The organism is Lactobacillus sp. ESL0263 (assembly GCF_003692845.1).
In the GTDB taxonomy this organism is placed as follows: domain Bacteria; phylum Bacillota; class Bacilli; order Lactobacillales; family Lactobacillaceae; genus Lactobacillus; species Lactobacillus apis.
The window spans coordinates 818,548-838,629 of sequence record NZ_REHL01000004.1 but is presented as its reverse complement, the minus strand read 5'-3'; the positions used below and the strand labels follow the sequence as shown (position 1 = coordinate 838,629).

The following is a 20,082-nucleotide window of genomic DNA, read 5'->3' as shown; positions in this document are numbered from 1 at the left end:
AAAAAAGTACGGTGGCAATAGCAAGAAGGAAACACCTGTAACCATGCCGAACACAGCAGTTAAGCTTCTTCACGCCGAGAGTAGTTGGTGGGAGACTGCCTGCGAGGGTAGGACGCTGCCGTGCTTTTTTAATATTCCGGCTTAGCTCAGTTGGTAGAGCGCTTGACTGTTAATCAAGATGTCGTCAGTTCGAGTCTGACAGCCGGAGTATTCTGGAGTGTTGTCCGAGTGGCTTAAGGAGCATGATTGGAAATCATGTATATGGGTTAATCCTGTATCGAGAGTTCAAATCTCTCACACTCCGTAGTTTAAATAGTAAAAACTGTCAGATTATTGTCTGACAGTTTTTTTATGTGAGAAGCTAAAATAGGCCTTAAATTAAAAGTAAAGTAAAAGTAAAGTAGCGGACTTTTTAATATGTGTCGCTGAACATGTTTAATTTCGCTTATAAGGCTCTGAAGCTGCTTTGTTATCCTATTTCTATCATGTTGAGTTGCTTCCTTCAAAAACAAGAAAAGAGCCTTCAAACAAAATGTCATGAAAGCTCTTTTTATGATTAACTAAAATAATACCGTGAGGTATTTTTATTTAGTTAATGTTATATATATTAATATATTAACATGAAGTAATAAAGTATAAAGTAAAGTATATATGTAAGCTGACTAGTAATGCTACGCCAACTCAATAAGAATTATAGCATTTGATAACTAAATGAGCAAACCAAATAACCGAATTTGTTTATTTTTTTTGGCTATAAATGGCCTTTTTATAATTAGCAATTTCACTTTTTGTTCTGTAATTAAAATGTGTACGTTATTTATTATATTTATTAACACATTTCTGAAAATAGTTTTTTTACTATTTTACTTTTCTTTCCAAGTGTTATTTAAAATATTTTATTTAGTTCTTTTTTACCTAAAGCGATTTTAAATAAAATTAGAGCAAAAAAATGCAGGTGGGAAAAAAGCGCTAGACATGTTCTGGATATTATGTTAAAGTTTTAAACGTAGTCAAGTGACTGGAGGATTAGCTCAGTTGGGAGAGCATCTGCCTTACAAGCAGGAGGTCACAGGTTCGAGCCCTGTATCCTCCATAAAAGAAACAGACTTATAAGAGAGAACGTCGTTAAGACGTTCTTTTTTTGTTTTAAAAATTTACATTTTAACTTTTGGAATTTATTTTCAAAAACGGTCTCAAATTTGCTCCAATTTGGTACTTTACTCCAAAAGTATTGATATCATTGAATTAGAAAGCGATTACAAGATATAATGGCGGTGTCGATTGAGTAATTGATCTTAGCGGCCGAAAGGAAAATTATGATATTAGACGAAATGCTTAAAAGTAGTAAATTAACCGGACAAGAGCGTGAAGTTCTAGATTTCATTAGTAATAATCCTCAAAGAGTACTTGGAATGACAGTTCATGAAGTTGCAAAAGCGAGCTTTTCGAGTTCGTCAACAGTAATTAGGCTTTGCCAAAAAGCAGGCGTTAGCGGTTTTACTGAGTTTAAATATAAATTAGCAACTGAACTGCCCACGATTATTGAATTAGATGATGATCTAAAGAGCAATGGCTTTAATGGCAGTGAGGCTTCAAGAGAAGTTTTAGATAGAATTGAAACCGTTCATCGAAACTCTCTGAAATATACCAAAAATATTTTTAACACAGAGTTACTTAATAGAGTAGCTAGTTTACTTAAAACTGCAGATAGAATTGAAATTTATGGTGATGGACTTAATTATCCGTTAGCTCAATTATTTTGTTTAAATTTTCAAGAAGTCGGTGTTGAGGCGGAAGCATATGATTCTTTGAATTTGATGCATGCGAAAGTATACCGAAATAGAAAAGTCAGACCCTTAGCCTTTATTTTGACCCATACTGGGAATAATGAGCATATGTATGGCATTGCTAAAAAACTGAAGGCTGAAGACTATAAAATTGTTGTTGTTTGCGATTCCGTTAAGCGCTCTATTTGTCGATTATGCGATGAAACAATGGTTATTAAGACTACTAAAAACACGTTAGAACTTAGTAATATTGTGTATATTTCATCGATTCAATACCTATTTGACGTGTTGATGTCATTGAAAATGCTCAATAATTACTCTGAAGTAAGTGAGACTTCAGATGAGGTTGAGAAGATTAAGGAAAGACAAAATTGATTAATAAAGACTTTTTATGGGGTGGTGCAGTAGCCGCTAACCAATATGAAGGAGCTTGGGACGCAGGAGGTAAAGGAATTAGTGTAACTGATGTTATGACTAAAGGTGATGTAAATACACCTAGGAAAATAACAGCAGGGGTTTTACCAAATGAAGAGTATCCCAATCATTTTGGAATTGATTTTTATCATCATTACAAAGAAGAAATAAAACTTTTTGCAGAAATGGGATTTAAATGTTTCAGACTAAGTATCGCTTGGTCAAGAATTTTCCCACATGGTGACGAGGAAAAGCCAAATGAAGAAGGATTAGCATTTTACGACAATGTTTTTGATGAATGCTTGAAATACGGCATTCAACCTGTTGTTACGCTATCGCATTTTGAAATGCCATATTATTTGGCTGACCACTATGGTGGATGGCGTGATCGTAGAATAATTGATTTCTTTTTACGATACGCAAAGGTTTGCTTTGAGCGCTATCACGAAAAAGTAAAATACTGGATGACTTTCAATGAAATTAATAATCTGATTGATACAGATAATCCATTCAATGCATGGACTGGTGCTGGTGTTTTATATAAGGAAGATGAGAACCCAGAGCAGACAATGTATCAAATTAGTCATTATCAGTTTGTAGCAAGTTCTCTGGCCGTTCAAGAAGCTAAGAAAGTTGATTCAAGACTTCAGATAGGCTGTATGCTTCATTTAGGCCCCCTATATCCTGCAAGTTGTAAACCACTTGATCAAATTGCAAGTCTTAAAGCAATGGACAGGCGCTTCTTCTTTAGTGACGTTCAGATTAGGGGTACTTATCCTTCATATACAAAAAAACTGTGGGAACGCAAAAATATTAAATTAGACATCACACAAGAAGATTTGGCTAATTTAAAAAAAGGAACTGTCGATTTTCTAGGCTTCAGTTACTATAAGTCGACTATTGCAGAATATAATGCTCAGGCTGACTTTTTGGAAAAGCCTAATCCTTATGTTTCTAAAAGTGACTGGGGTTGGGCCATTGATCCGGTCGGACTGCGATATATTTTAAACGTTGCTTATGAGCGATATCAGAAACCATTGTTTATCGTCGAAAATGGTTTTGGTGCTTATGACAAGTTAGAAAATGGCTCTGTTAATGATGATTATCGAATAAATTATCTTCAAAGCCATGTTGTTCAAATGTTGAAAGCTATCGAACTTGATGGCGTTGATGTAATTGGCTATACCCCGTGGGCAGCAATCGATATTATCAGTGCTTCAACTGGTGAGATAGAAAAGCGCTACGGCTTTATTTATGTCAATTTAGATGAAGTAAAGCAAGGTGCTGCAGGTGTCTACCGTAAACAATCATTTGAATGGTACAAAAATATTATAAAAACTAATGGTGAGTGTCTAAAAGATCAAGTGAGGGTAGAGAAATGAAAAAGTTCATTAACGATAAATTAGTACCAATGGTTATGAAATTTACCAATACTAAGATTATTAGCGCACTAAAAGATGGAATGATGTTTGTATTACCATTTCTAATTGTTGGTTCGCTGTTCATGCTCTTAGCAAACATACCAATACCAGCAGTCGCAAATGCGATTACTAAGAGTGGCTGGGCTGATGTTTTTAACCAAATATACCAATCTTCATTTTCATTGATGGCAATTTTTGCCGTAGTAGGTATTGCATATACTTATATTAAAAATGAAAAAGTTGATTCACCTTTTTCAGGTAGTTTAGCTGCACTCGGTGCGTTCATTATGCTATTGCCATCTGAAATTAAGCCTAAAGGTGGAGAGCTTATTACAAATGTTATTTCAAAAAATTGGACTGCGGGTCAAGGGATGATCTGTGCGATCATCGTTGGTTTACTAAGTGGTTTTATTTATAGTTACTGTGTTAAAAAAGATTGGCGAATCAAACTACCTGCTGGAGTTCCACCAGCTGTAGCAAATTCTTTTATGGCACTAATTCCAACTGCAGCAGTTTTAGTTGTTGCCGGAGCAATTTGTGCAATCTTCAAATTTGTAGCTCAAACTAGTTTTGCGGAAATAATTTACTCAGCAATTCAAACGCCACTTCAAGGAATCACTGATTCTCTTGGCGGAGTGGTAATTATGACGATCGTAATGTCATTACTATGGTGGTGTGGTGTTCACGGTGGAGCAATTTGTGGCGCTATTCTGACACCAATTTTGCAGTCTAACATGTCTGATAACCAATCAATTTTGGATGCAGGGAAAAAACTAACAGTTGCTAATGGTGGACACATTTTTACTCAACAGTTTTGGGATAATTATCTGTGTATGACAGGTGCGGGAATTGTAATGGGCCTTGTCATCTACATGACATTTTTCTCAAAGTCATCTGCTCTAAAAGAACTTGGAAAACTGTCGCTAGTTCCAAACATTTTTAATATTAATGAGCCAGTTATTTTCGGCGTTCCGATTGTAATGAACTTATACTTATTAGTTCCATTTGTAGTTTTTCCAACTTGTGTTGGAATCATTAGTTACTTACTGATGCAATGGGGAATTTTGCCACTGTTTTCTGGCGTGATGGTTCCGTGGACAACGCCACCAATTATTTCAGGATTTTTAATTGGAGGATGGCGAACAGCTTTATGGCAATTTGTTATTATCATTCTTTCAATGATTGTATATTGGCCATTCATTAAAAAGTATGATCAATTTTTGCTAAAGCAGCAAAACGCAACGAAATAACTAAAGAGGATTAGTATCTTGAAGTACTAATCCTTTTTTGGTAAAATAACAAACGTTGCTGGTCAAAGCAGCTAGTATTACCTGTAATTAAAGTGTTTATTGAGTAAAAGCTATTCTTGTTGTTGCTCTAATAGGCTTTAGCAGGAGTTTTCAAGCAAATTTACTTTTTTTGATTTTTTTACTTGCAAATCATTTTTTATCTAGTATACTATTGAATGTACTTTGATTCAGAACCTGACCCGTTGGTCAAGTGGTTAAGACATCGCCCTTTCACGGCGGTAACATGGGTTCAAATCCCGTACGGGTCACTTTGGAGGATTAGCTCAGCTGGGAGAGCATCTGCCTTACAAGCAGGAGGTCACAGGTTCGAGCCCTGTATCCTCCATCGTTCGATGACTACCGAATACACGGTAGTCTTTTTTTTACAAAAAAAAGAACGAATATAATTATATTTATCGGTTCAAGTCCTGAGAGGATCCAATATTTGGAGATGCCTTGTAACCGAATAGCTGACGTCTATAGGGGGACTAATATGGAAAAACGTTTATTTACTTCAGAATCTGTTTCTGAAGGGCACCCAGATAAAGTGGCTGATCAAATATCAGACGCAATTCTGGATGCAATTATTGCCAAGGATCCACAAGCTCACGTAGCTTGTGAGACGGTGGTAAATACGGGAATTGTTTATGTCTTTGGTGAAATATCAACTAGTGCATATGTTGATATTCAGAGCATTGTTAGAAAAACAGTTCTACGAATTGGTTATGACCGTCCGGAACTTGGGTTCGATGGAAATAACTGTGCTGTTTTAGTAGGGATTGATGAGCAATCACCTGACATTGCACAGGGAGTTGATCACTCGCTTGAGACGCGTGAAAACCAGTCTGATGATGACGACCTTGATCAAATTGGGGCTGGTGACCAAGGCTTGATGTTTGGCTTTGCAGTTAATGAAACACCAGAACTTATGCCATTGCCAATTTCTTTAGCTCATCGCTTAATGCGCCAAGTTGCAAAATTGCGTAAAGACGGCGAATTAACGTGGCTCAGACCTGATGCTAAAGCACAGGTAACAGTTGAATATGATGAAAATCAAAAGCCTAAACGTGTTGATACAGTCGTAATTTCAACTCAAACAGATGATCAAGTATCCAACGAAGAAATTCGCCAGGCGATGATTGAGCTAGTAATTAAAAAAGTAATTCCAGCTGAATTTCTTGATGAAGACACTAAATTTTTAATTAATCCATCTGGCCGTTTTGTAATAGGTGGACCAAAAGGTGATTCAGGTTTAACTGGACGTAAGATTATTGTTGATACTTATGGTGGTTACGCTCGTCATGGAGGCGGTGCCTTTTCGGGAAAGGATCCGACAAAGGTTGATCGTAGTGCCAGCTACGCTGCTCGTTATGTTGCTAAAAATATTGTTGCAGCAGGTTTGGCAGAGCGTTGTGAAGTCCAACTTGCATATGCGATTGGGGTTGCACATCCTGTTTCAGTAATGATTGATACCGCAAATACCGGTAAGGTAAGTGATGAATTGTTGACAAGTGCTGTACGACAAATCTTTGACCTTCGTCCTGCAGGAATCATTCAAATGCTTGATTTAAGACGACCAATCTATGAGCAAACGGCTGCCTATGGTCATTTTGGCCGAACTGACGTTGATTTACCATGGGAGAGAACCGATAAAGTTCAAGAATTACTTGACTTTGTTAATAAAAATAAATAGATTTTAGAAAATTTGAAGGAGTTGTAATTGTGAAAAAGACAAATGTACCTGTAGTTACACTTGCGATTTTTATGACAACGTTTATGACAGCGATTGAAGGCACAATCGTTTCCACAGCGATGCCAACCATTGTCTCTGATCTAAATGGGTTAGAAATCATGAATTGGGTTGTTTCAATCTTTCTGTTTATGACGGCTGTTTCAACTCCTTTGTATGGAAAATTAGCTGACAGCATTGGTCGAAAGCCAATTTTTTTATTCGGGATAGCCTTATTTGTAATCGGTTCGGCACTCTGTGGCCAAGCTCATAACATGATTGAGTTGATTCTTTTCCGTGTGATTCAGGGACTTGGCTCTGGAGCTGTTCAACCGGTAGCAATGACCATTATTGCCGATATGTATACTCTAGAAAAAAGAACTAAAATGCTTGGGCTTAACTCTGGTTTTTGGGGTGTAGCTTCTGTTATTGCACCGCTTTTAGGTGGGTTCATTGTTCAGAATCTTTCTTGGCACTGGGTTTTCTACATCAATGTTCCAATAGGTTTGATAGCCTTTTTACTGGTTGTGTTCTTCTTAAGTGAACCCAAAGCTAAACAAAAAGCTAAACTTGATGTTAAAGGCACATTTTGGCTGGTCGTTCTGCTATTGACAGTAATGTTTACTTTGCAAGAACTGAGCTCGCTCAGCGGCTTGATATTAGCTGCTTTGGCAGTTTTAATTATTGTTAGTGCAATTATGTTCTACCGTGAAGAAAAACGCGCAGAGGACCCAATAATGCCATTGACGATGCTTAAAGGTAGAGAGTTCCTTGCAGTCAATATGATTACCTTGTTTGTATCAGGAGTTGTTATTGGCTTTGAATTCTATATTCCGACTTGGATGCAGGGAATTAAGGGAACTACAGCAACCATTGCAGGATTTGCAGTAACGCCAAGTTCAGTTATGTGGGTAATTGGTTCATTTCTAATTGGCGGAATGCTAAGCAAATGGGGGGTCCGTAAAACATTCTTTGGAATGTTAACTCTATTGTTGATAGCTGACGCTATGCTTTTGATTGTTCCAATGCAGACACCATTTTGGCTGTTTTGCATCATTGCAGCTATGAACGGCTTTGGCTTTGGTTCCATTATGACCGCTGCACAAGTTCGCTCACAAGTTCTAGTCGATCAAGACCATGTTGGTGTTGCAACATCGTTTAACACCTTAATGCGCTACTTAGGACAAACTATGATGGTTTCGATTTACGGTATTACTTTCAATACGATTGTAGCAAGTGAACTTGCCAAGCATCCAAATCTAACTCAGGCAATGATGAACAAGATTGTTTCTTCTATCAAAGCTAAAGAGTTGGCAGCTAACTTGGTTCCACAATTGCGTCAAGTATTGTTTAGCGCATTAAAGGGCGTTTATGTGGTTTCCTTGATAGCAATTATTCTTTCAATTGTGTTCAACTGTATTTATAAAAAGCAACAAGAAATAGCTGATTAAAAAAAATATCGACTAAAAAACCTGCTGATTAGTTATCAACAGGTTTTTTATTTATAAACTTTTCTGTATAGTAGAAAAATTGGTTTCTAAAAGCATAATAGATGATATCAATAAAATTACAGATAGGAAGTATAGAATAAAAGACAAATTACTAATTAACGTTCTTTAGATGGTAGAGAGAAAAAGGCTAGAAATAACCTGCTTTTTCGGCGTGGTCAATTATATAATTTAACTCCATTAAAAAAAGAGTCTGGGAAAATAATTCTCCCAGACTCTTTTGCTTCCAAATTATTCAATTACCTTTTAGTCAACTTTGCCATTTGCTTTAAAAACCAAGGCCATAAAAAATTAAGGATTGTGAGAATGATAATTGAAACCATGAGAACTTTACAGCCGAAAGTAAAATTAAGCTGCGGGTTGTTAAATTTTGTTGCTAGATTTCCATTTGCTACCTGAGTCGAAAGTAGGTAAGTCATTGGTATATATTGCACTATAGTAGTTTGGGCCATTCCACTTCCACCAGAGGTTGATTGCAAAATGAATGGCAAAATTGCTCCACCTAAAAGTATAAATAGTGCCAAGAAAAGGCAGCTTAATTGATTACGCGTAATTTGAGCTAAAAGAAGTAACAGAATCACAATGAAAATACACGTCAAGACGGATAAAATAAACGTAGGTTTTAACCAAACAGAAAGTGGTTGATAAGTACTTTTGAAACTACCTGGTAAAATTATTCCTTGAATTGGATAGGAAAGTGGGCCACTACCAAAGAGCAGACTGCTAAGTCCCCAGATTAAAAGGTTGGTAAAAAGAGTTAGTGAAAAAGCAATCAGTAATCCTAAAATGATATCTAGTAATACACTGTGCTTGCTTGGTAACAATATGGCACGATTTAGATGATCGACATACTTTGATGCGAAAATATTACTTAAAATAAAACAAAGCATGGCGACAATCATTGCAGGCAGAAAACCTTCTGAAAGTTTAAACAGGAATAACCAACCTTGTTTAGGATGTTGTTCATTTTGTTCTGGTAAATTTGCTTTTTTTAGAGCATTCAAACGGGCATTTTTCTGTTTGATTTCTTGTCTAAGATCAGCTCCGCCAATTTTGACTTGTGCTGCTTGCTTGTCATTTTGGCGAATCATCAATTCATAAGCATGCCCCCAATTTTTATTATCTAAGGCTTTTAATATTTGCCGCTCGTTTCTATTTTGATTTTTAACTGTGGGCAAATTAGCTTGAGACTGTTTCTGTTGGCTTAAATCTTGGTTTATTTGGTAACGAATTGTAGTTTGATCGCCTTTAAGGGCATTATAGCCTAGAATAAGTCCTGCGCACATTAACACTATACTTAAAATCAGCCAGGTCAAAGTATTTTTAAATACTTTTTTAAATTGTAATTCAAAATAGGCCATAAGCTTTATCCCCGAACTAATTGGTGGTGCTTTAAAGTCAGAGTATCATCAACAATTCCTGCTACTTCATCTTGATAATGAGAAGCCATAATAATAAGTTTGTTTTGTTTTGCTAAATTGGTCAATTCCTGATAAAGAATCTGACGGCTGTCAGAGTCAAGGCCATTGTTAATTTCATCCATTAGTAAGTATTTAGCATCGCTTAACTCATAAAGGGCAACTACCAATTTTTGTTTCATACCTAATGAATATTTTCTAATTGGGGTTTTGATATAATTACTCATCTCCCAACGGTTTATTATTTCTTGCAAATCCTGGTGTGAATGCCATTCGTTTTTAACAAATTGCATATAATCAAGGCCTGAAAGATTTTTGTCAAACCAGTCAGAAGTTTCCAAGTAAAAAACTTGGCTTTTGACGTTAGCAAAAGGCTTACCGTCAAACAGGACTTGGCCTGAACTTGGAGCAAGTAAGCTAACTATAGTTCTGAGAACGCTTGTTTTACCAGTACCGTTAAGTGCATGAAGCATATATATTTTGCCATTTTGAAAGTTGAAATTGGCATTTTTTAGTATAGGTTCACGTAATGTAAGGGTTAAATCTTTAATTTCAATCATTTTGTTCTCCTCCCTTTCTGGGCTTTTTGTGCGATGAGGTAGTTTAAAAGTAAAAGAATAATAATTCCTACTGTTAAAACAAGGATGCCATTGACAAAATTAACCTGTGGGTAAGTGACTAATTTTGTTTCATCTGCAAAGACATATGCATTACTAATACCAAACATACCATCTACCGGTTGTAAGGAGAAAAAGTAACTCATAGGAATAAATTGAGCAAAATTCCGTGCTGCTACTACGTATTGAGGTAGTACCATCCCACCAATTAATATAAAAACTGAAACGAATAATGCCAACAAGCGGTTTTTAAATATTTGTACGGATAGTAAAACCACATTTGCAATGAACATAAAACTAAATAATTCTAAAATCAAAGTAGGGCAAAACAGCTGGTACATTGGAATGAAAATGTTCTGTTTAGCTACTGCGTCTACGCCCATCATCGGATATTTAAAGTTGCCAGTACCAAAAAATATACTTGGAATAATAAAAATCAATAGAAATGCTGATAAAAAATAGCCAAATCCAATTAATGAACCAGCACCAACTTCAATCAATAAATGGTTTCTTTGTGGTAAGAGATTTCCTAGACGCATTCGATCATAAAAACCTGAGGAGTATAATTTGATTAGAATAAAAATTACCGCTAAAACCGCTAAAGGAGGTAAGACTTCTTGCATCATTTCTAATATAAAAAAGCCTCCTTTAACAGAATAATGTTCATTTTCTTCTGATAAGTTATTTCGAGCCAGATACTGTAATTTTTTAATATTACTTTCAAGTGGTAGCAAATCATCTTTATTGGCATTATTACGTTTTGCATCAGCAAGATTATATTTCTCTTGCTTTATTATGATTTGATAAGCTTTTTGCCACTTATTTGTTTGAATTGATTTAATTAATGTCTTAAATTCTTTGATAGATGACTTGTTTTCTGCCAGATCCAGTTCAATTTTATGTTTATCTTTTTTTGTCAAATTAGTTTTTTTTAATTGCTTTTGATAATATTTGACATTTTTCTTTTCTACCGCGATATTCTCTCTAGCTTCCGTTATGCGTGGATTAATATAACGAGAATTGTAGTTTTTTGTCCAAAAATAAAAACATCCGAGTAAAATTGCTAAAAGGCTAATCCAGGTAAATTTACTTTTTATTAGCTTCTTAATTTGTAATTTAAAATATGGCATTTTTCGTCACCTCTTTATATAAAAATTAAAAGCATGTTTAAACATTTAAGATAGTATTATAAAGTTAACTTTCTTTTATTCCTTTTTGTGCTTTTTCGGCGACAAAGTAATTTAGAAGTAAAAGAATTAATATCCCTATTAGTAAAACTATTACACCATTAGTAAAGTTAACTTGCGGATAAGTTACTAATTCCGTTTCATCTGCGAAGGCATAGGCATTACTGATACCAAACAAGCCATTCACAGGTTGTAAAGCAAAGAAGTAGCTCATCGGAATGAACTGAGCAAAACTCCGTTCGGCTACTACAAATTGTGGAAGTACCATGCCTCCAACCAATATCAGAACAGAAAAAAGTAATGCTATAATAGGCTTCTTAAAAAATTGAACGAAAAATAATACCGTACCTGAGATAAAGATAAAACTTAGCAATTCTAAAATTAAAATTGGAAGTAAGAGTTGATGCATCGGAATAAAGGTATATTCTCTAGTCACTGGATTCATTCCCACAATTGGATAGTTAAAATTGCCAGTACCAGCAAAAAGGCTAGGTATGAGGAAAATCAATAGGAAAGTGACAAGAAAATAACTGAAGCTAATTAGCGAGCCTGTAGAAAATTCGCTTAAGATCAATCTATTGTTAGGTAATAAATTGCCTAATTTCATATGGTCAAAGTAATCATTTGCAAATATTTTTACCAGGATAAAGGTAGTTGCTAGGACTACAAGAATAGGTAAGAACTGTTCCATTACAAAAATAAGAAAGAAACTACCTTTTACTGGATTAATAGTCTGTTCTTTTGGTAAATGTTGTTTGGCTAATGTTTGAAGCTCCAATAAATCACGTTTACTTATAGCGACGGCTTCACTATTCGAGCCATTTTTATCAGCATCAGCAAGCCAAAATCTAGCTTCTTTAATCATAATCGGATAAGCTTTTTGCCAATCTTTAGATTTTAATGCCTTAATGAGCCTTTGCTTTTCAGCTATATCTGCTTGAGAACTCTTTAGAGTTTTTCTTATTTGTTTTTTACTGTCCACATCTAGATTTTTTTGTTTGAGTTCTTTTTGAAAATATTTTACGTTTTTCTTTTGTATCGCTAAGTTGCTTTTTGCAGTAGTAAGTTCCATACTATCAGACTTGCTAGTATAATAATTCCTTACCCAAAAAGAAAGGCAGCATATTAAAATCGCGATCAGACTAATCCAAGTAAATTTGCTTTTTAGTACCTGCTTAATTTTTAACCTCAAATATGGCATTTTTCGTCACCTCTTAGTCTTGGTTTAATAAAAACTGCTAGATTCAATTTATTAATCTAGCAGTTCTTATAACTTCAATATTAAAAAATTATGTCACGACTTCTAGCACAATTGCTTTTGAGTGTGAATATTTTGTTACTTGATAATATAGCATTTTTCCTTTTTTTGCAATAAAAAGTTCATATAATATTTATTATTGGAAATCAATTTTATCAATTAAGCTTAAATTATTTAGGTTCGCAACGTCTACCTAGAAAATTATTAGCTAACTTTTAAGCAAAAATGCAACGCGATGAACATATCAAAAATATAAATCTTAAACCTTATCAAGAGTAAGATGGGAAGGCGATTGCCACAATCTTGAGCTGTTGCAAAAAGCAGATTTGTTAAAGAAGTATTCAGAATATAAAGTTGTCATTGGTCGTCCAGCTCAGGATTAATTTTGCCTACAAAAAAAGCTCAAACTATTAAAAGTTTGAACTTTTTGATTTTAAACTAAATTTTTTCTTGTACTCGCGTTTCCAAATAATAGTGATATAAGAAGGAGTAACCAATTAATAAAAAGGCAATTCCTTCTAAGAAACCACCAACTACATCTGATGGATAATGAACATGATTGAAAATTCTAGTATAACCAATTAGAAGTGGGAAGCACAGCCAAACGATGCATAGGACAGTTTTAGCGGCTTTATTTTTAATTAGTAAGATAGTTAAGACAATTAGAATGCCAAATAATGTTGCACTACCAACGGAGTGACCTGATGGAAAACTATATCCATGTGCATCAACAAGATGATGCACTGAAGGACGCTGTCTAGCAATTGCATGCTTAATGATCCAATTATATCCGTTGGCCGCAATCATAGTTCCAGCAGTAAAAAATGCATAAGCATATTTTTTGAAAATTCCGAGAATCACTACCAAAATGATTGTTTCAATCATGATAACACTCGTATTACCGAGATTAGTAAAAGTAGTGGCAAATTTGATAATTGCAGGATTGTTATTACAAATTATCCCAATTAAAGCAGTATCAAACTGATGGATGAATTGACTGTCAGCTGAAACTAATATTGCCCACACCGCGTACAACATTAAAAAAATCGTCGCGGGTATGATGGTATCTCTTTTTGAATGAATTGTCGTATCCAAATGACTTTCTCCCCTTGTTTTTTTTAGCATTTGTGGTAAATTATAATCATTATTGAACAAAAAATAAAGGTTAGGAAATAGTAGCGATTTTATTTTTCTATAGAGAAAAGTCGGTTGGTGCAAGACTCGAAAAATATATTGTGAACTGAGCCTAGATGAAATCTTTCGTTGGCTAGCCGCGTTAAGGAGCGTTTGAGTGTCATGCAAAAATGTATGAAACTTAGGTGGTACCGCGATTATTCGTCCTATGAAATTAATTTCATAGGACTTTTTTTATGAGGTAAAATTTATGTACAATCACAAAGTTGTAGAGAAAAAATGGCAAGAATATTGGGCAAAAAACCACACATTTAAAACGGGTAATGATCCTAAAAAGAAAAATTACTACGTTTTAGATATGTTTCCTTTCCCATCTGGTAAGGGACTCCATGTAGGTCACCCAGAAGGATATACTGCTACTGATATTGTGGCGCGGATGAAGCGTAGTGAGGGCTATAATGTTCTTCACCCAATGGGCTGGGATGCATTTGGACTGCCAACTGAGCAATATGCACTTCAAACGGGTCAAGACCCTGCAGTAGTAACCAAAGAAAATATTGCTAATTTTAAGCGGCAACTTAACACATTGGGCTTTTCTTATGATTGGGATCGTGAAGTTTCTACCAGTGATCCTAAGTACTACAAGTGGACTCAATGGACTTTTGAGCAAATGTATAAAAATGGTCTTGCTTATGAAGCCGAAGTTCCAGTCAATTGGTCACCAGATTTAGGTACAGTTGTAGCCAATGAGGACATTGTTGATGGTAAAACAGAACGTGGTGGTTACCCAATTTACCGTCGCAATATGAAGCAATGGATGCTTAGAATTACCAAATACGCAGATCGTCTGCTTGCTGGACTTGATAATCTTGACTGGCCAGAAAACGTTAAAGAAATGCAACGCAACTGGATTGGTCGTTCAGTGGGTGCTCAGATTACCTTTATGATAAAGGACTCGGATGAAACCTTTGATGTCTTTAGTACGCGTCCTGATACTTTATTTGGTGCTACCTATGCCGTATTGGCTCCTGAAAACAAGTTAGTTCAAAAGATTACGACTGACGGGCATAAAGAAGAAGTTGACGCATACATTAAGCAAATTGAATCCAAGTCAGACTTAGAAAGAACAGATTTAAATAAAACTAAATCAGGTGTCTTTACTGGAGCTTATGCAATTAACCCAGTTAATAATCAAGAAATTCCAATTTGGATTGCTGATTATGTTCTTGGTAGTTACGGAACTGGTGCTGTTATGGCTGTGCCAGCTCACGACACGCGTGATTACGAATTTGCGCAAAAATTTGATTTGCCAATCAAGGCTGTTATCAAGGGTGGCGACATCAGTAAAGAAGCCTTTACAGAAGATGGTCCACATATTGATTCTGACTTTTTGAACGGCTTGAATGTTGAAGAAGCCAAGAAGAAAATTGTTGATTGGCTTGAAGAACATAACGCTGGTAAGAAAAAGGTTAATTACAAACTTCGTGATTGGGAATTTAGTCGTCAACGATACTGGGGTGAACCAATTCCAGTTATTCATTGGGAAGATGGCGAAACTACTTTAGTTCCTGAAGATGAGTTGCCACTAGTTTTACCTCACGCTACTGACATTAAGCCATCAGGTACCCCAGAAAGTCCACTGGTTAACCTTAAAGATTGGGTTAATGTGGTAGATAAAAATGGTCGTAAAGGAAAACGTGAGACCAACACAATGCCTAACTGGGCAGGTTCATCGTGGTACTTCTTACGCTACATTGATCCACATAATGACAATAAGCTTGCAGACTACGAATTGCTCAAGCAATGGATGCCAGTAGACTTGTACATCGGTGGTGCTGAACATGCAGTTCGTCACTTATTGTATGCAAGATTTTGGAATATGGTTCTTTATGACCTAGGCGTTGTACCAAATGAGGAGCCATTCCAAAGATTATACAATCAAGGTTTAATTCTTAAAGACCATGATAAGATGTCAAAATCCAAGGGTAATGTTGTTAACCCTGACGATGTTATCGAGGAATATGGTGCCGATAGTCTGAGAATGTATGAAATGTTCATGGGTCCTCTAGATGCTTCAATTGACTGGGATGACAATGGTCCTGCTTCTACTAAGAAGTTCTTAGATAGAATTTGGCGTCTTTTTGTAAATGACTTAGACCTGAAAGCAATTCCGCAAGAAAACGTTGTTGAAGAAAATGACGGTACATTGGATAAGGTTTATAACGAAACGGTTAAGAAGGTAACTGAGGACTTTGATGCCCTACACTTTAACACTGCAATTTCTCAATTAATGGTCTTCATTAATGCAGCCCAAAAGGCAAAAACAATTCCAAGAGAATATGCAGAAGGTTTTATGACCTTAATCGCACCAATTGCACCACACATGATGGAGGAAATTTGGCAAATTTACGGTCATGATGAGTCAATCACTTTTGCTAAATGGCCAACTTATGATCCAAGTAAACTAGTTGAATCAACAGTAGAAATTATGGTTCAAGTCAACGGTAAATTACGCGGTAACTTTGATGCGCCAAAGGATGCTGACAAGGACGACTTAGAGAAACAAGCTCTAGCTTTACCACATGTACAGAAATTTTTAGACGGTAAGGAAGTCAAAAAAGTTATTATTGTTCCGAATAAAATTGTCAATATTGTTGCTAAATAAACTTAATTTTTCCTAAAGTGCAAAGTAGATTTGTTGTTAATTGCCTTTTTTCAGTCAAAATAGGATAGTTAGTAAAATAAATTTAGGGAAAATTAATGAGAGAAAATAATTTGAAAGAACAAAATACGCAAGATACCTTTGTTAAAGGCAGTGCGTGGATGACTTTTGGTTCGATTACCTCACGTTTATTGGGCGCCCTCTACATTATTCCATGGTTTATTTGGATGTCACCGTATGGCAACATTGCCAACGCTTTAACAGCTCGAAGTTACAATATTTACAGTATCTTTATTTTGATTTCGACTGCCGGCATTCCAGGTGCAGTGGCCAAACAAGTGGCAAAATATAATGCATTGAATGAGTATGGGGTAGGACGAAAATTATTCCGTAGAGGATTAGTTTTGATGGTTGTTTTGGGTGTAATCTCAGCTGCAATCATGTACTTTGCTTCACCACTACTTGCCTCAAATGGATCTCGCAGTGATCCACGACAGGTTGCTGTAATGCGTAGCTTATCGTACGCCATTTTGATTATTCCTGTACTAAGTATTATGCGAGGATACTTTCAAGGCTATTCTGATATGATGCCTTCAGCTATGTCACAGTTTGTTGAACAATTGGCACGAGTAATCTGGATGTTACTCACCGCATACATCATTATGCAAGTACAACATGGTAATTTTGTTGATGCGGTTGTTCAGTCAAACTTGGCTGCTGCAATTGGAGCAGCTTTTGGGATTTTAGTACTAGCTTGGTTCTTGTTTTCTAGACGTAAGGAATTGAATTATTTAGTTGATAATTCAAATAATGAAATTCAGGTTTCCACTGCTTCACTTTTTCGCGAGATAATTGAACAAGCAATCCCATTTATTATTATCGATGCTGGGATTCAGTTGTTCTACTTGGTCGATCAATACACTTTCCATCCGATGATAGCAAGTGTAGTTAAAGCAAGTTATAATACAATTGAAACTTGGTATGCACTTTTTGCTCTTAATGCCAATAAGTTGATTATGATTATTGTGTCATTGGCAAGTGCGATGGCTGTAACGGCGATTCCATTATTGTCTGCGGCACATGCAAAACGTGACTTTAAAGGGATTTCTGACCAAATCAGTAATACATTAGACTTATTTTTGTTTGTGATGATTCCTGCCGCTTTTGGAATGGCAGCTATTGCAACACCAATTTATACAGTTTTTTATGGTTTTGATCAATTAGGATCGAATATCTTATATTTGTCGGCCTTTACTTCGATTACATTGGGACTTTTTACGGTATTAATGGCCATTTTACAAGGACTGTCTGAAAATGGACTAGCAATTAAATATTTAGTTTTAGGCCTAGTCATTAAGATGATAGTTCAGTATCCGATGGTTTACTTGTTTAAAGTATATGGGCCATTAATCGCTACTAATTTAGGGATGCTAGTAATTATCTTTATGTCATTTAAGCATCTCGAGGTGGAGTTTGACTTCAATAAGAGTAGGACAAGTCGCCGCTTTATTGGAATTACATTTTTCTCGATAATCATGTTCTTATTGGTATTAGCAGTTGAACATGGCTTAGAAATCTTCCTAAGTCCGGCTAAACGTGCTTCAGCATTAATAATTGTTTTTGTTGCTGTAATTGTTGGTGGTATCTTCTATGCACTGGTTGCGATCAAATCGCATTTAGCGCAGAAAATACTTGGAGATAAAATTGTTCCAATTTTAGAAAAATTACACGTTAAGATGTAAAAAACGATATTGCTATATTAGCAATATCGTTTTTTTGACTTATTCAAGCTAAAAATAATATATTAGCTTGCTGCCCCTGCCAAGGAACTTTATTTTAGCAATTGCTTGTTAAAGTTGCAATGCTGTCTCGTTTAACTAGTAGTAAGTAGGTTAATTGTAAAACTTAGCAAGATTTTATTGCTTAAAGTTTAAAGTATAATCAACACAGTCAATGATTTTCTGGACACCTTTATGTAAGTCGTCATTAGTTGCAGACAAAGAAATTCTAAAGTACCTATTCGAATAGTCAAATTCATTTCCAGGTGCTACTAAAACGTGGAAGTGCTCTTCCAAGAGTGTATAAAATAAAGCTGGATTCTTGATTTCATCTGTAACTTTGACGAATAGATATAGACCGCCATTATAAGTGCAAGAGCCAAAGTAGTTACTTGAGCGGAATAATTGAGCAGCAGATTTACCTTTTTGTTCAATATCCTTTAAATGTTGTTGATACTGGGAAGTATTATCTAATACGATTTCACCAATATATTGGCTAATGGTAGGCGGGCTGAAGGTAATCCCTTCATTATAAAAAGCATTTTGGTCAATGATTTTCTTAGGAGCGATTACGTAACCTAATCTGATACCAGGCATCGCAAAATTTTTCGAAAAACTGCTTACTAGAACCTGATGAGAAATATCTGTAGATATTGGTTTGTAGGGATGTGTGCTTGGATAATCACTGTAAACATGGTCATCGATGATAAAAATATTCTTTTCTAGAGCAAGTTCATTTAAAAAATTACGTTCTTGATCTGACAGTCCGACACCAGTTGGATTATTTGGATAGTTAATAATAATTGCTTTAGTTTTTTCACTTACACAGTCCTGAATTTGCTCAATTGGCAATGCAAAATCTGGAGCGACTGATTTGACTACAACTGGTGTTCCGTTAGCTCCCTTAATTAAGTTTATATAAGAAGGGAAATACGGTGCAATAATAATTACTTCATCGTCTTTCGATGTGATAATTGACTTTAAGGCTAAAAATGCGCCGTGCAAACAAGATACAGTAATTTGAATGTTTTCCATACTAATATTTTTAATACCGTAAGTATCTTGATAGTGAGAAATAATTTTTTCTCTAAGAAGGGGTAGACCAAGACCGGGTGTATAACCGTTACCGTCTATTTGAACTTTTTTCGTAAGTTCTTCGATAACTGTCGGTTCTACACCAGAGCGAAAATCACCTATGGTGAAATCAATGTAGTCTGGAGGCAAAATGTTAACGTCTAAACTCATGTTTTTAACCTTTCATTGCATTAAGAATTTATTAAATAATATTCCATAATTGCAAAAGCGTCAAACTGGTTAAGTAATTAGACTCGTATAGTGCGTTTGGTAAACAATAAAAAAGCTTCAAGTAAGAGATAAGCTCAGTCTACTTGAAGCACTTTTAAATTGAATTGTAATTGAAATATTATAGTTTATGGAAATCTCCTTCTGGAGCTTCAGAATGCTTTGGCTTGTCAGGCATCACGATTGCAGCAGCAATATATGCAATCAAACCAAAGCCAGTGCAACAAATTAGAATTGTCCCACCGATTCTAGTCCAAGCTTTGTCCCAACCAAAATATTCAGCAATTCCACCAAAAACTCCTGCTAAAATTTTATCTCTTGATTTAGTTAAATGTTTCTGCATGACAAACCCTCCTCACTTAACTAAATTTTAATACAAAAAAAGCTAATCAACAATGATTAGCTTCTCAAATTAGTGCCCCGAAAAAGATTCGAACTTTCACTTAGTTACCTAAACAGCGACCTGAACGCTGCGCGTCTGCCAATTCCGCCATCGGGGCCTTATTCAATCCAGTAATAATGATACCAAAAATTTGATAGAATGTAATCATAAAACTAAAAATATCCAAAAAAGATAT

Annotated in this window: 14 protein-coding genes, 6 tRNA genes, 1 rRNA gene and 1 riboswitch; of the genes, 13 read left to right on the top strand and 8 right to left on the bottom strand. The window is 35.5% G+C overall.

Annotated elements, in window-relative coordinates:
• The first annotated feature begins 7 nt into the window (after nt 1-7).
• The 11 genes from rrf to F5ESL0263_RS05930 all read left to right on the top strand — a co-directional run bounded on the left by rrf (nt 8) and on the right by F5ESL0263_RS05930 (nt 8,091).
• Nucleotides 8-124: ribosomal RNA gene (gene rrf, locus F5ESL0263_RS05980) — 5S ribosomal RNA — on the top strand.
• Between the two features lie 11 nt (nt 125-135).
• Nucleotides 136-208, top strand: a tRNA-Asn gene (locus tag F5ESL0263_RS05975).
• Between the two features lie 6 nt (nt 209-214).
• A tRNA-Ser gene (locus tag F5ESL0263_RS05970) sits at nt 215-304 on the top strand.
• 716 nt (nt 305-1,020) lie between these two features.
• Nucleotides 1,021-1,093 (top strand) — tRNA-Val (locus tag F5ESL0263_RS05965).
• A 223-nt stretch (nt 1,094-1,316) separates the two neighbouring features.
• Nucleotides 1,317-2,162: a MurR/RpiR family transcriptional regulator gene (locus F5ESL0263_RS05960; RefSeq protein ID WP_122035593.1), complete on the top strand. Its 846-nt coding sequence runs from the start codon at nt 1,317-1,319 to the stop codon at nt 2,160-2,162.
• Nucleotides 2,159-3,583, top strand: a complete 1,425-nt coding sequence (locus tag F5ESL0263_RS05955) for a 6-phospho-beta-glucosidase (RefSeq protein ID WP_122035591.1) — start codon at nt 2,159-2,161, stop codon at nt 3,581-3,583. The genes F5ESL0263_RS05960 and F5ESL0263_RS05955 overlap by 4 nt, the downstream gene beginning before the upstream one ends.
• Nucleotides 3,580-4,872 carry a PTS sugar transporter subunit IIC gene (locus F5ESL0263_RS05950; RefSeq protein ID WP_122035589.1) on the top strand — a complete coding sequence of 431 codons (1,293 nt, stop codon included), beginning with the start codon at nt 3,580-3,582 and terminating at the stop codon, nt 4,870-4,872. Before F5ESL0263_RS05955 ends, F5ESL0263_RS05950 begins: the two co-directional genes overlap by 4 nt.
• 236 nt (nt 4,873-5,108) lie before the next feature.
• A tRNA-Glu gene (locus tag F5ESL0263_RS05945) sits at nt 5,109-5,180 on the top strand.
• Nucleotides 5,181-5,184: 4 nt separating this feature from the next.
• A tRNA-Val gene (locus F5ESL0263_RS05940) sits at nt 5,185-5,257 on the top strand.
• Between the two features lie 68 nt (nt 5,258-5,325).
• Nucleotides 5,326-5,407: riboswitch (SMK box riboswitch) on the top strand.
• Nucleotides 5,405-6,604 carry a methionine adenosyltransferase gene (metK, locus tag F5ESL0263_RS05935; RefSeq protein WP_122035587.1) on the top strand — a complete coding sequence of 400 codons (1,200 nt, stop codon included), beginning with the start codon at nt 5,405-5,407 and terminating at the stop codon, nt 6,602-6,604. It overlaps the preceding riboswitch by 3 nt.
• Before the next feature lie 29 nt (nt 6,605-6,633).
• Nucleotides 6,634-8,091 (top strand): MDR family MFS transporter, encoded by a 1,458-nt coding sequence (locus F5ESL0263_RS05930; RefSeq protein WP_122035586.1) that lies wholly within the window; start codon nt 6,634-6,636, stop codon nt 8,089-8,091.
• A 296-nt stretch (nt 8,092-8,387) separates the two neighbouring features.
• Here the strand turns inward: F5ESL0263_RS05930 and F5ESL0263_RS05925 are convergent, their stop codons facing one another.
• From F5ESL0263_RS05925 to F5ESL0263_RS05905, 5 genes are all read right to left on the bottom strand, one after another.
• Nucleotides 8,388-9,509: a hypothetical protein gene (locus tag F5ESL0263_RS05925; RefSeq protein ID WP_122035584.1), complete on the bottom strand. Its 1,122-nt coding sequence runs from the start codon at nt 9,507-9,509 to the stop codon at nt 8,388-8,390.
• 5 nt (nt 9,510-9,514) lie between these two features.
• Nucleotides 9,515-10,126, bottom strand: coding sequence for an ABC transporter ATP-binding protein (locus F5ESL0263_RS05920; RefSeq protein WP_074424996.1), 612 nt, complete (start codon nt 10,124-10,126; stop codon nt 9,515-9,517).
• Complete coding sequence (locus F5ESL0263_RS05915) at nt 10,123-11,313, bottom strand: hypothetical protein (protein WP_122035582.1); 1,191 nt, start codon at nt 11,311-11,313, stop codon at nt 10,123-10,125. The genes F5ESL0263_RS05920 and F5ESL0263_RS05915 overlap by 4 nt, the downstream gene beginning before the upstream one ends.
• A 64-nt stretch (nt 11,314-11,377) precedes the next feature.
• Complete coding sequence (locus F5ESL0263_RS05910) at nt 11,378-12,571, bottom strand: hypothetical protein (protein ID WP_122035580.1); 1,194 nt, start codon at nt 12,569-12,571, stop codon at nt 11,378-11,380.
• A gap of 495 nt (nt 12,572-13,066) precedes the next feature.
• Nucleotides 13,067-13,753, bottom strand: coding sequence for a phosphatase PAP2 family protein (locus F5ESL0263_RS05905; protein WP_122035631.1), 687 nt, complete (start codon nt 13,751-13,753; stop codon nt 13,067-13,069).
• A 259-nt stretch (nt 13,754-14,012) separates the two neighbouring features.
• Between F5ESL0263_RS05905 and leuS the strand changes: the two genes are divergently transcribed.
• Together leuS and F5ESL0263_RS05895 are read left to right on the top strand one after the other, a co-directional pair.
• On the top strand, nt 14,013-16,427 hold the full coding sequence (leuS, locus tag F5ESL0263_RS05900; RefSeq protein ID WP_122035578.1) for a leucine--tRNA ligase: 2,415 nt from the start codon (nt 14,013-14,015) through the stop codon (nt 16,425-16,427).
• 95 nt (nt 16,428-16,522) lie between these two features.
• Nucleotides 16,523-18,166, top strand: coding sequence for a polysaccharide biosynthesis protein (locus F5ESL0263_RS05895; RefSeq protein ID WP_122035576.1), 1,644 nt, complete (start codon nt 16,523-16,525; stop codon nt 18,164-18,166).
• 174 nt (nt 18,167-18,340) lie between these two features.
• Here the strand turns inward: F5ESL0263_RS05895 and F5ESL0263_RS05890 are convergent, their stop codons facing one another.
• The 3 genes from F5ESL0263_RS05890 to F5ESL0263_RS05880 all read right to left on the bottom strand — a co-directional run bounded on the left by F5ESL0263_RS05890 (nt 18,341) and on the right by F5ESL0263_RS05880 (nt 20,004).
• Nucleotides 18,341-19,447, bottom strand: coding sequence for a pyridoxal phosphate-dependent aminotransferase (locus tag F5ESL0263_RS05890; RefSeq protein ID WP_122035575.1), 1,107 nt, complete (start codon nt 19,445-19,447; stop codon nt 18,341-18,343).
• 178 nt (nt 19,448-19,625) lie between these two features.
• Complete coding sequence (locus F5ESL0263_RS05885; protein ID WP_122035573.1) at nt 19,626-19,847, bottom strand: PspC domain-containing protein; 222 nt, start codon at nt 19,845-19,847, stop codon at nt 19,626-19,628.
• Between the two features lie 73 nt (nt 19,848-19,920).
• Nucleotides 19,921-20,004 (bottom strand) — tRNA-Leu (locus tag F5ESL0263_RS05880).
• Nucleotides 20,005-20,082: the final 78 nt, after the last annotated feature.

Excerpts from the sequence above, each read along its gene's own strand:
- F5ESL0263_RS05960 (WP_122035593.1), top strand. The coding sequence starts at position 1,317 with ATGATATTAGACGAAATGCTTAAAAGTAGTAAATTAACCGGACAAGAG.
- F5ESL0263_RS05950 (WP_122035589.1), top strand. The coding sequence starts at position 3,580 with ATGAAAAAGTTCATTAACGATAAATTAGTACCAATGGTTATGAAATTT.
- metK (WP_122035587.1), top strand. The coding sequence starts at position 5,405 with ATGGAAAAACGTTTATTTACTTCAGAATCTGTTTCTGAAGGGCACCCA.
- F5ESL0263_RS05925 (WP_122035584.1), bottom strand. The coding sequence starts at position 9,509 with ATGGCCTATTTTGAATTACAATTTAAAAAAGTATTTAAAAATACTTTG.
- F5ESL0263_RS05920 (WP_074424996.1), bottom strand. The coding sequence starts at position 10,126 with ATGATTGAAATTAAAGATTTAACCCTTACATTACGTGAACCTATACTA.
- F5ESL0263_RS05915 (WP_122035582.1), bottom strand. The coding sequence starts at position 11,313 with ATGCCATATTTTAAATTACAAATTAAGAAGCTAATAAAAAGTAAATTT.
- F5ESL0263_RS05910 (WP_122035580.1), bottom strand. The coding sequence starts at position 12,571 with ATGCCATATTTGAGGTTAAAAATTAAGCAGGTACTAAAAAGCAAATTT.
- F5ESL0263_RS05905 (WP_122035631.1), bottom strand. The coding sequence starts at position 13,753 with ATGCTAAAAAAAACAAGGGGAGAAAGTCATTTGGATACGACAATTCAT.
- leuS (WP_122035578.1), top strand. The coding sequence starts at position 14,013 with ATGTACAATCACAAAGTTGTAGAGAAAAAATGGCAAGAATATTGGGCA.
- F5ESL0263_RS05895 (WP_122035576.1), top strand. The coding sequence starts at position 16,523 with ATGAGAGAAAATAATTTGAAAGAACAAAATACGCAAGATACCTTTGTT.
- F5ESL0263_RS05890 (WP_122035575.1), bottom strand. The coding sequence starts at position 19,447 with ATGAGTTTAGACGTTAACATTTTGCCTCCAGACTACATTGATTTCACC.
- F5ESL0263_RS05885 (WP_122035573.1), bottom strand. The coding sequence starts at position 19,847 with ATGCAGAAACATTTAACTAAATCAAGAGATAAAATTTTAGCAGGAGTT.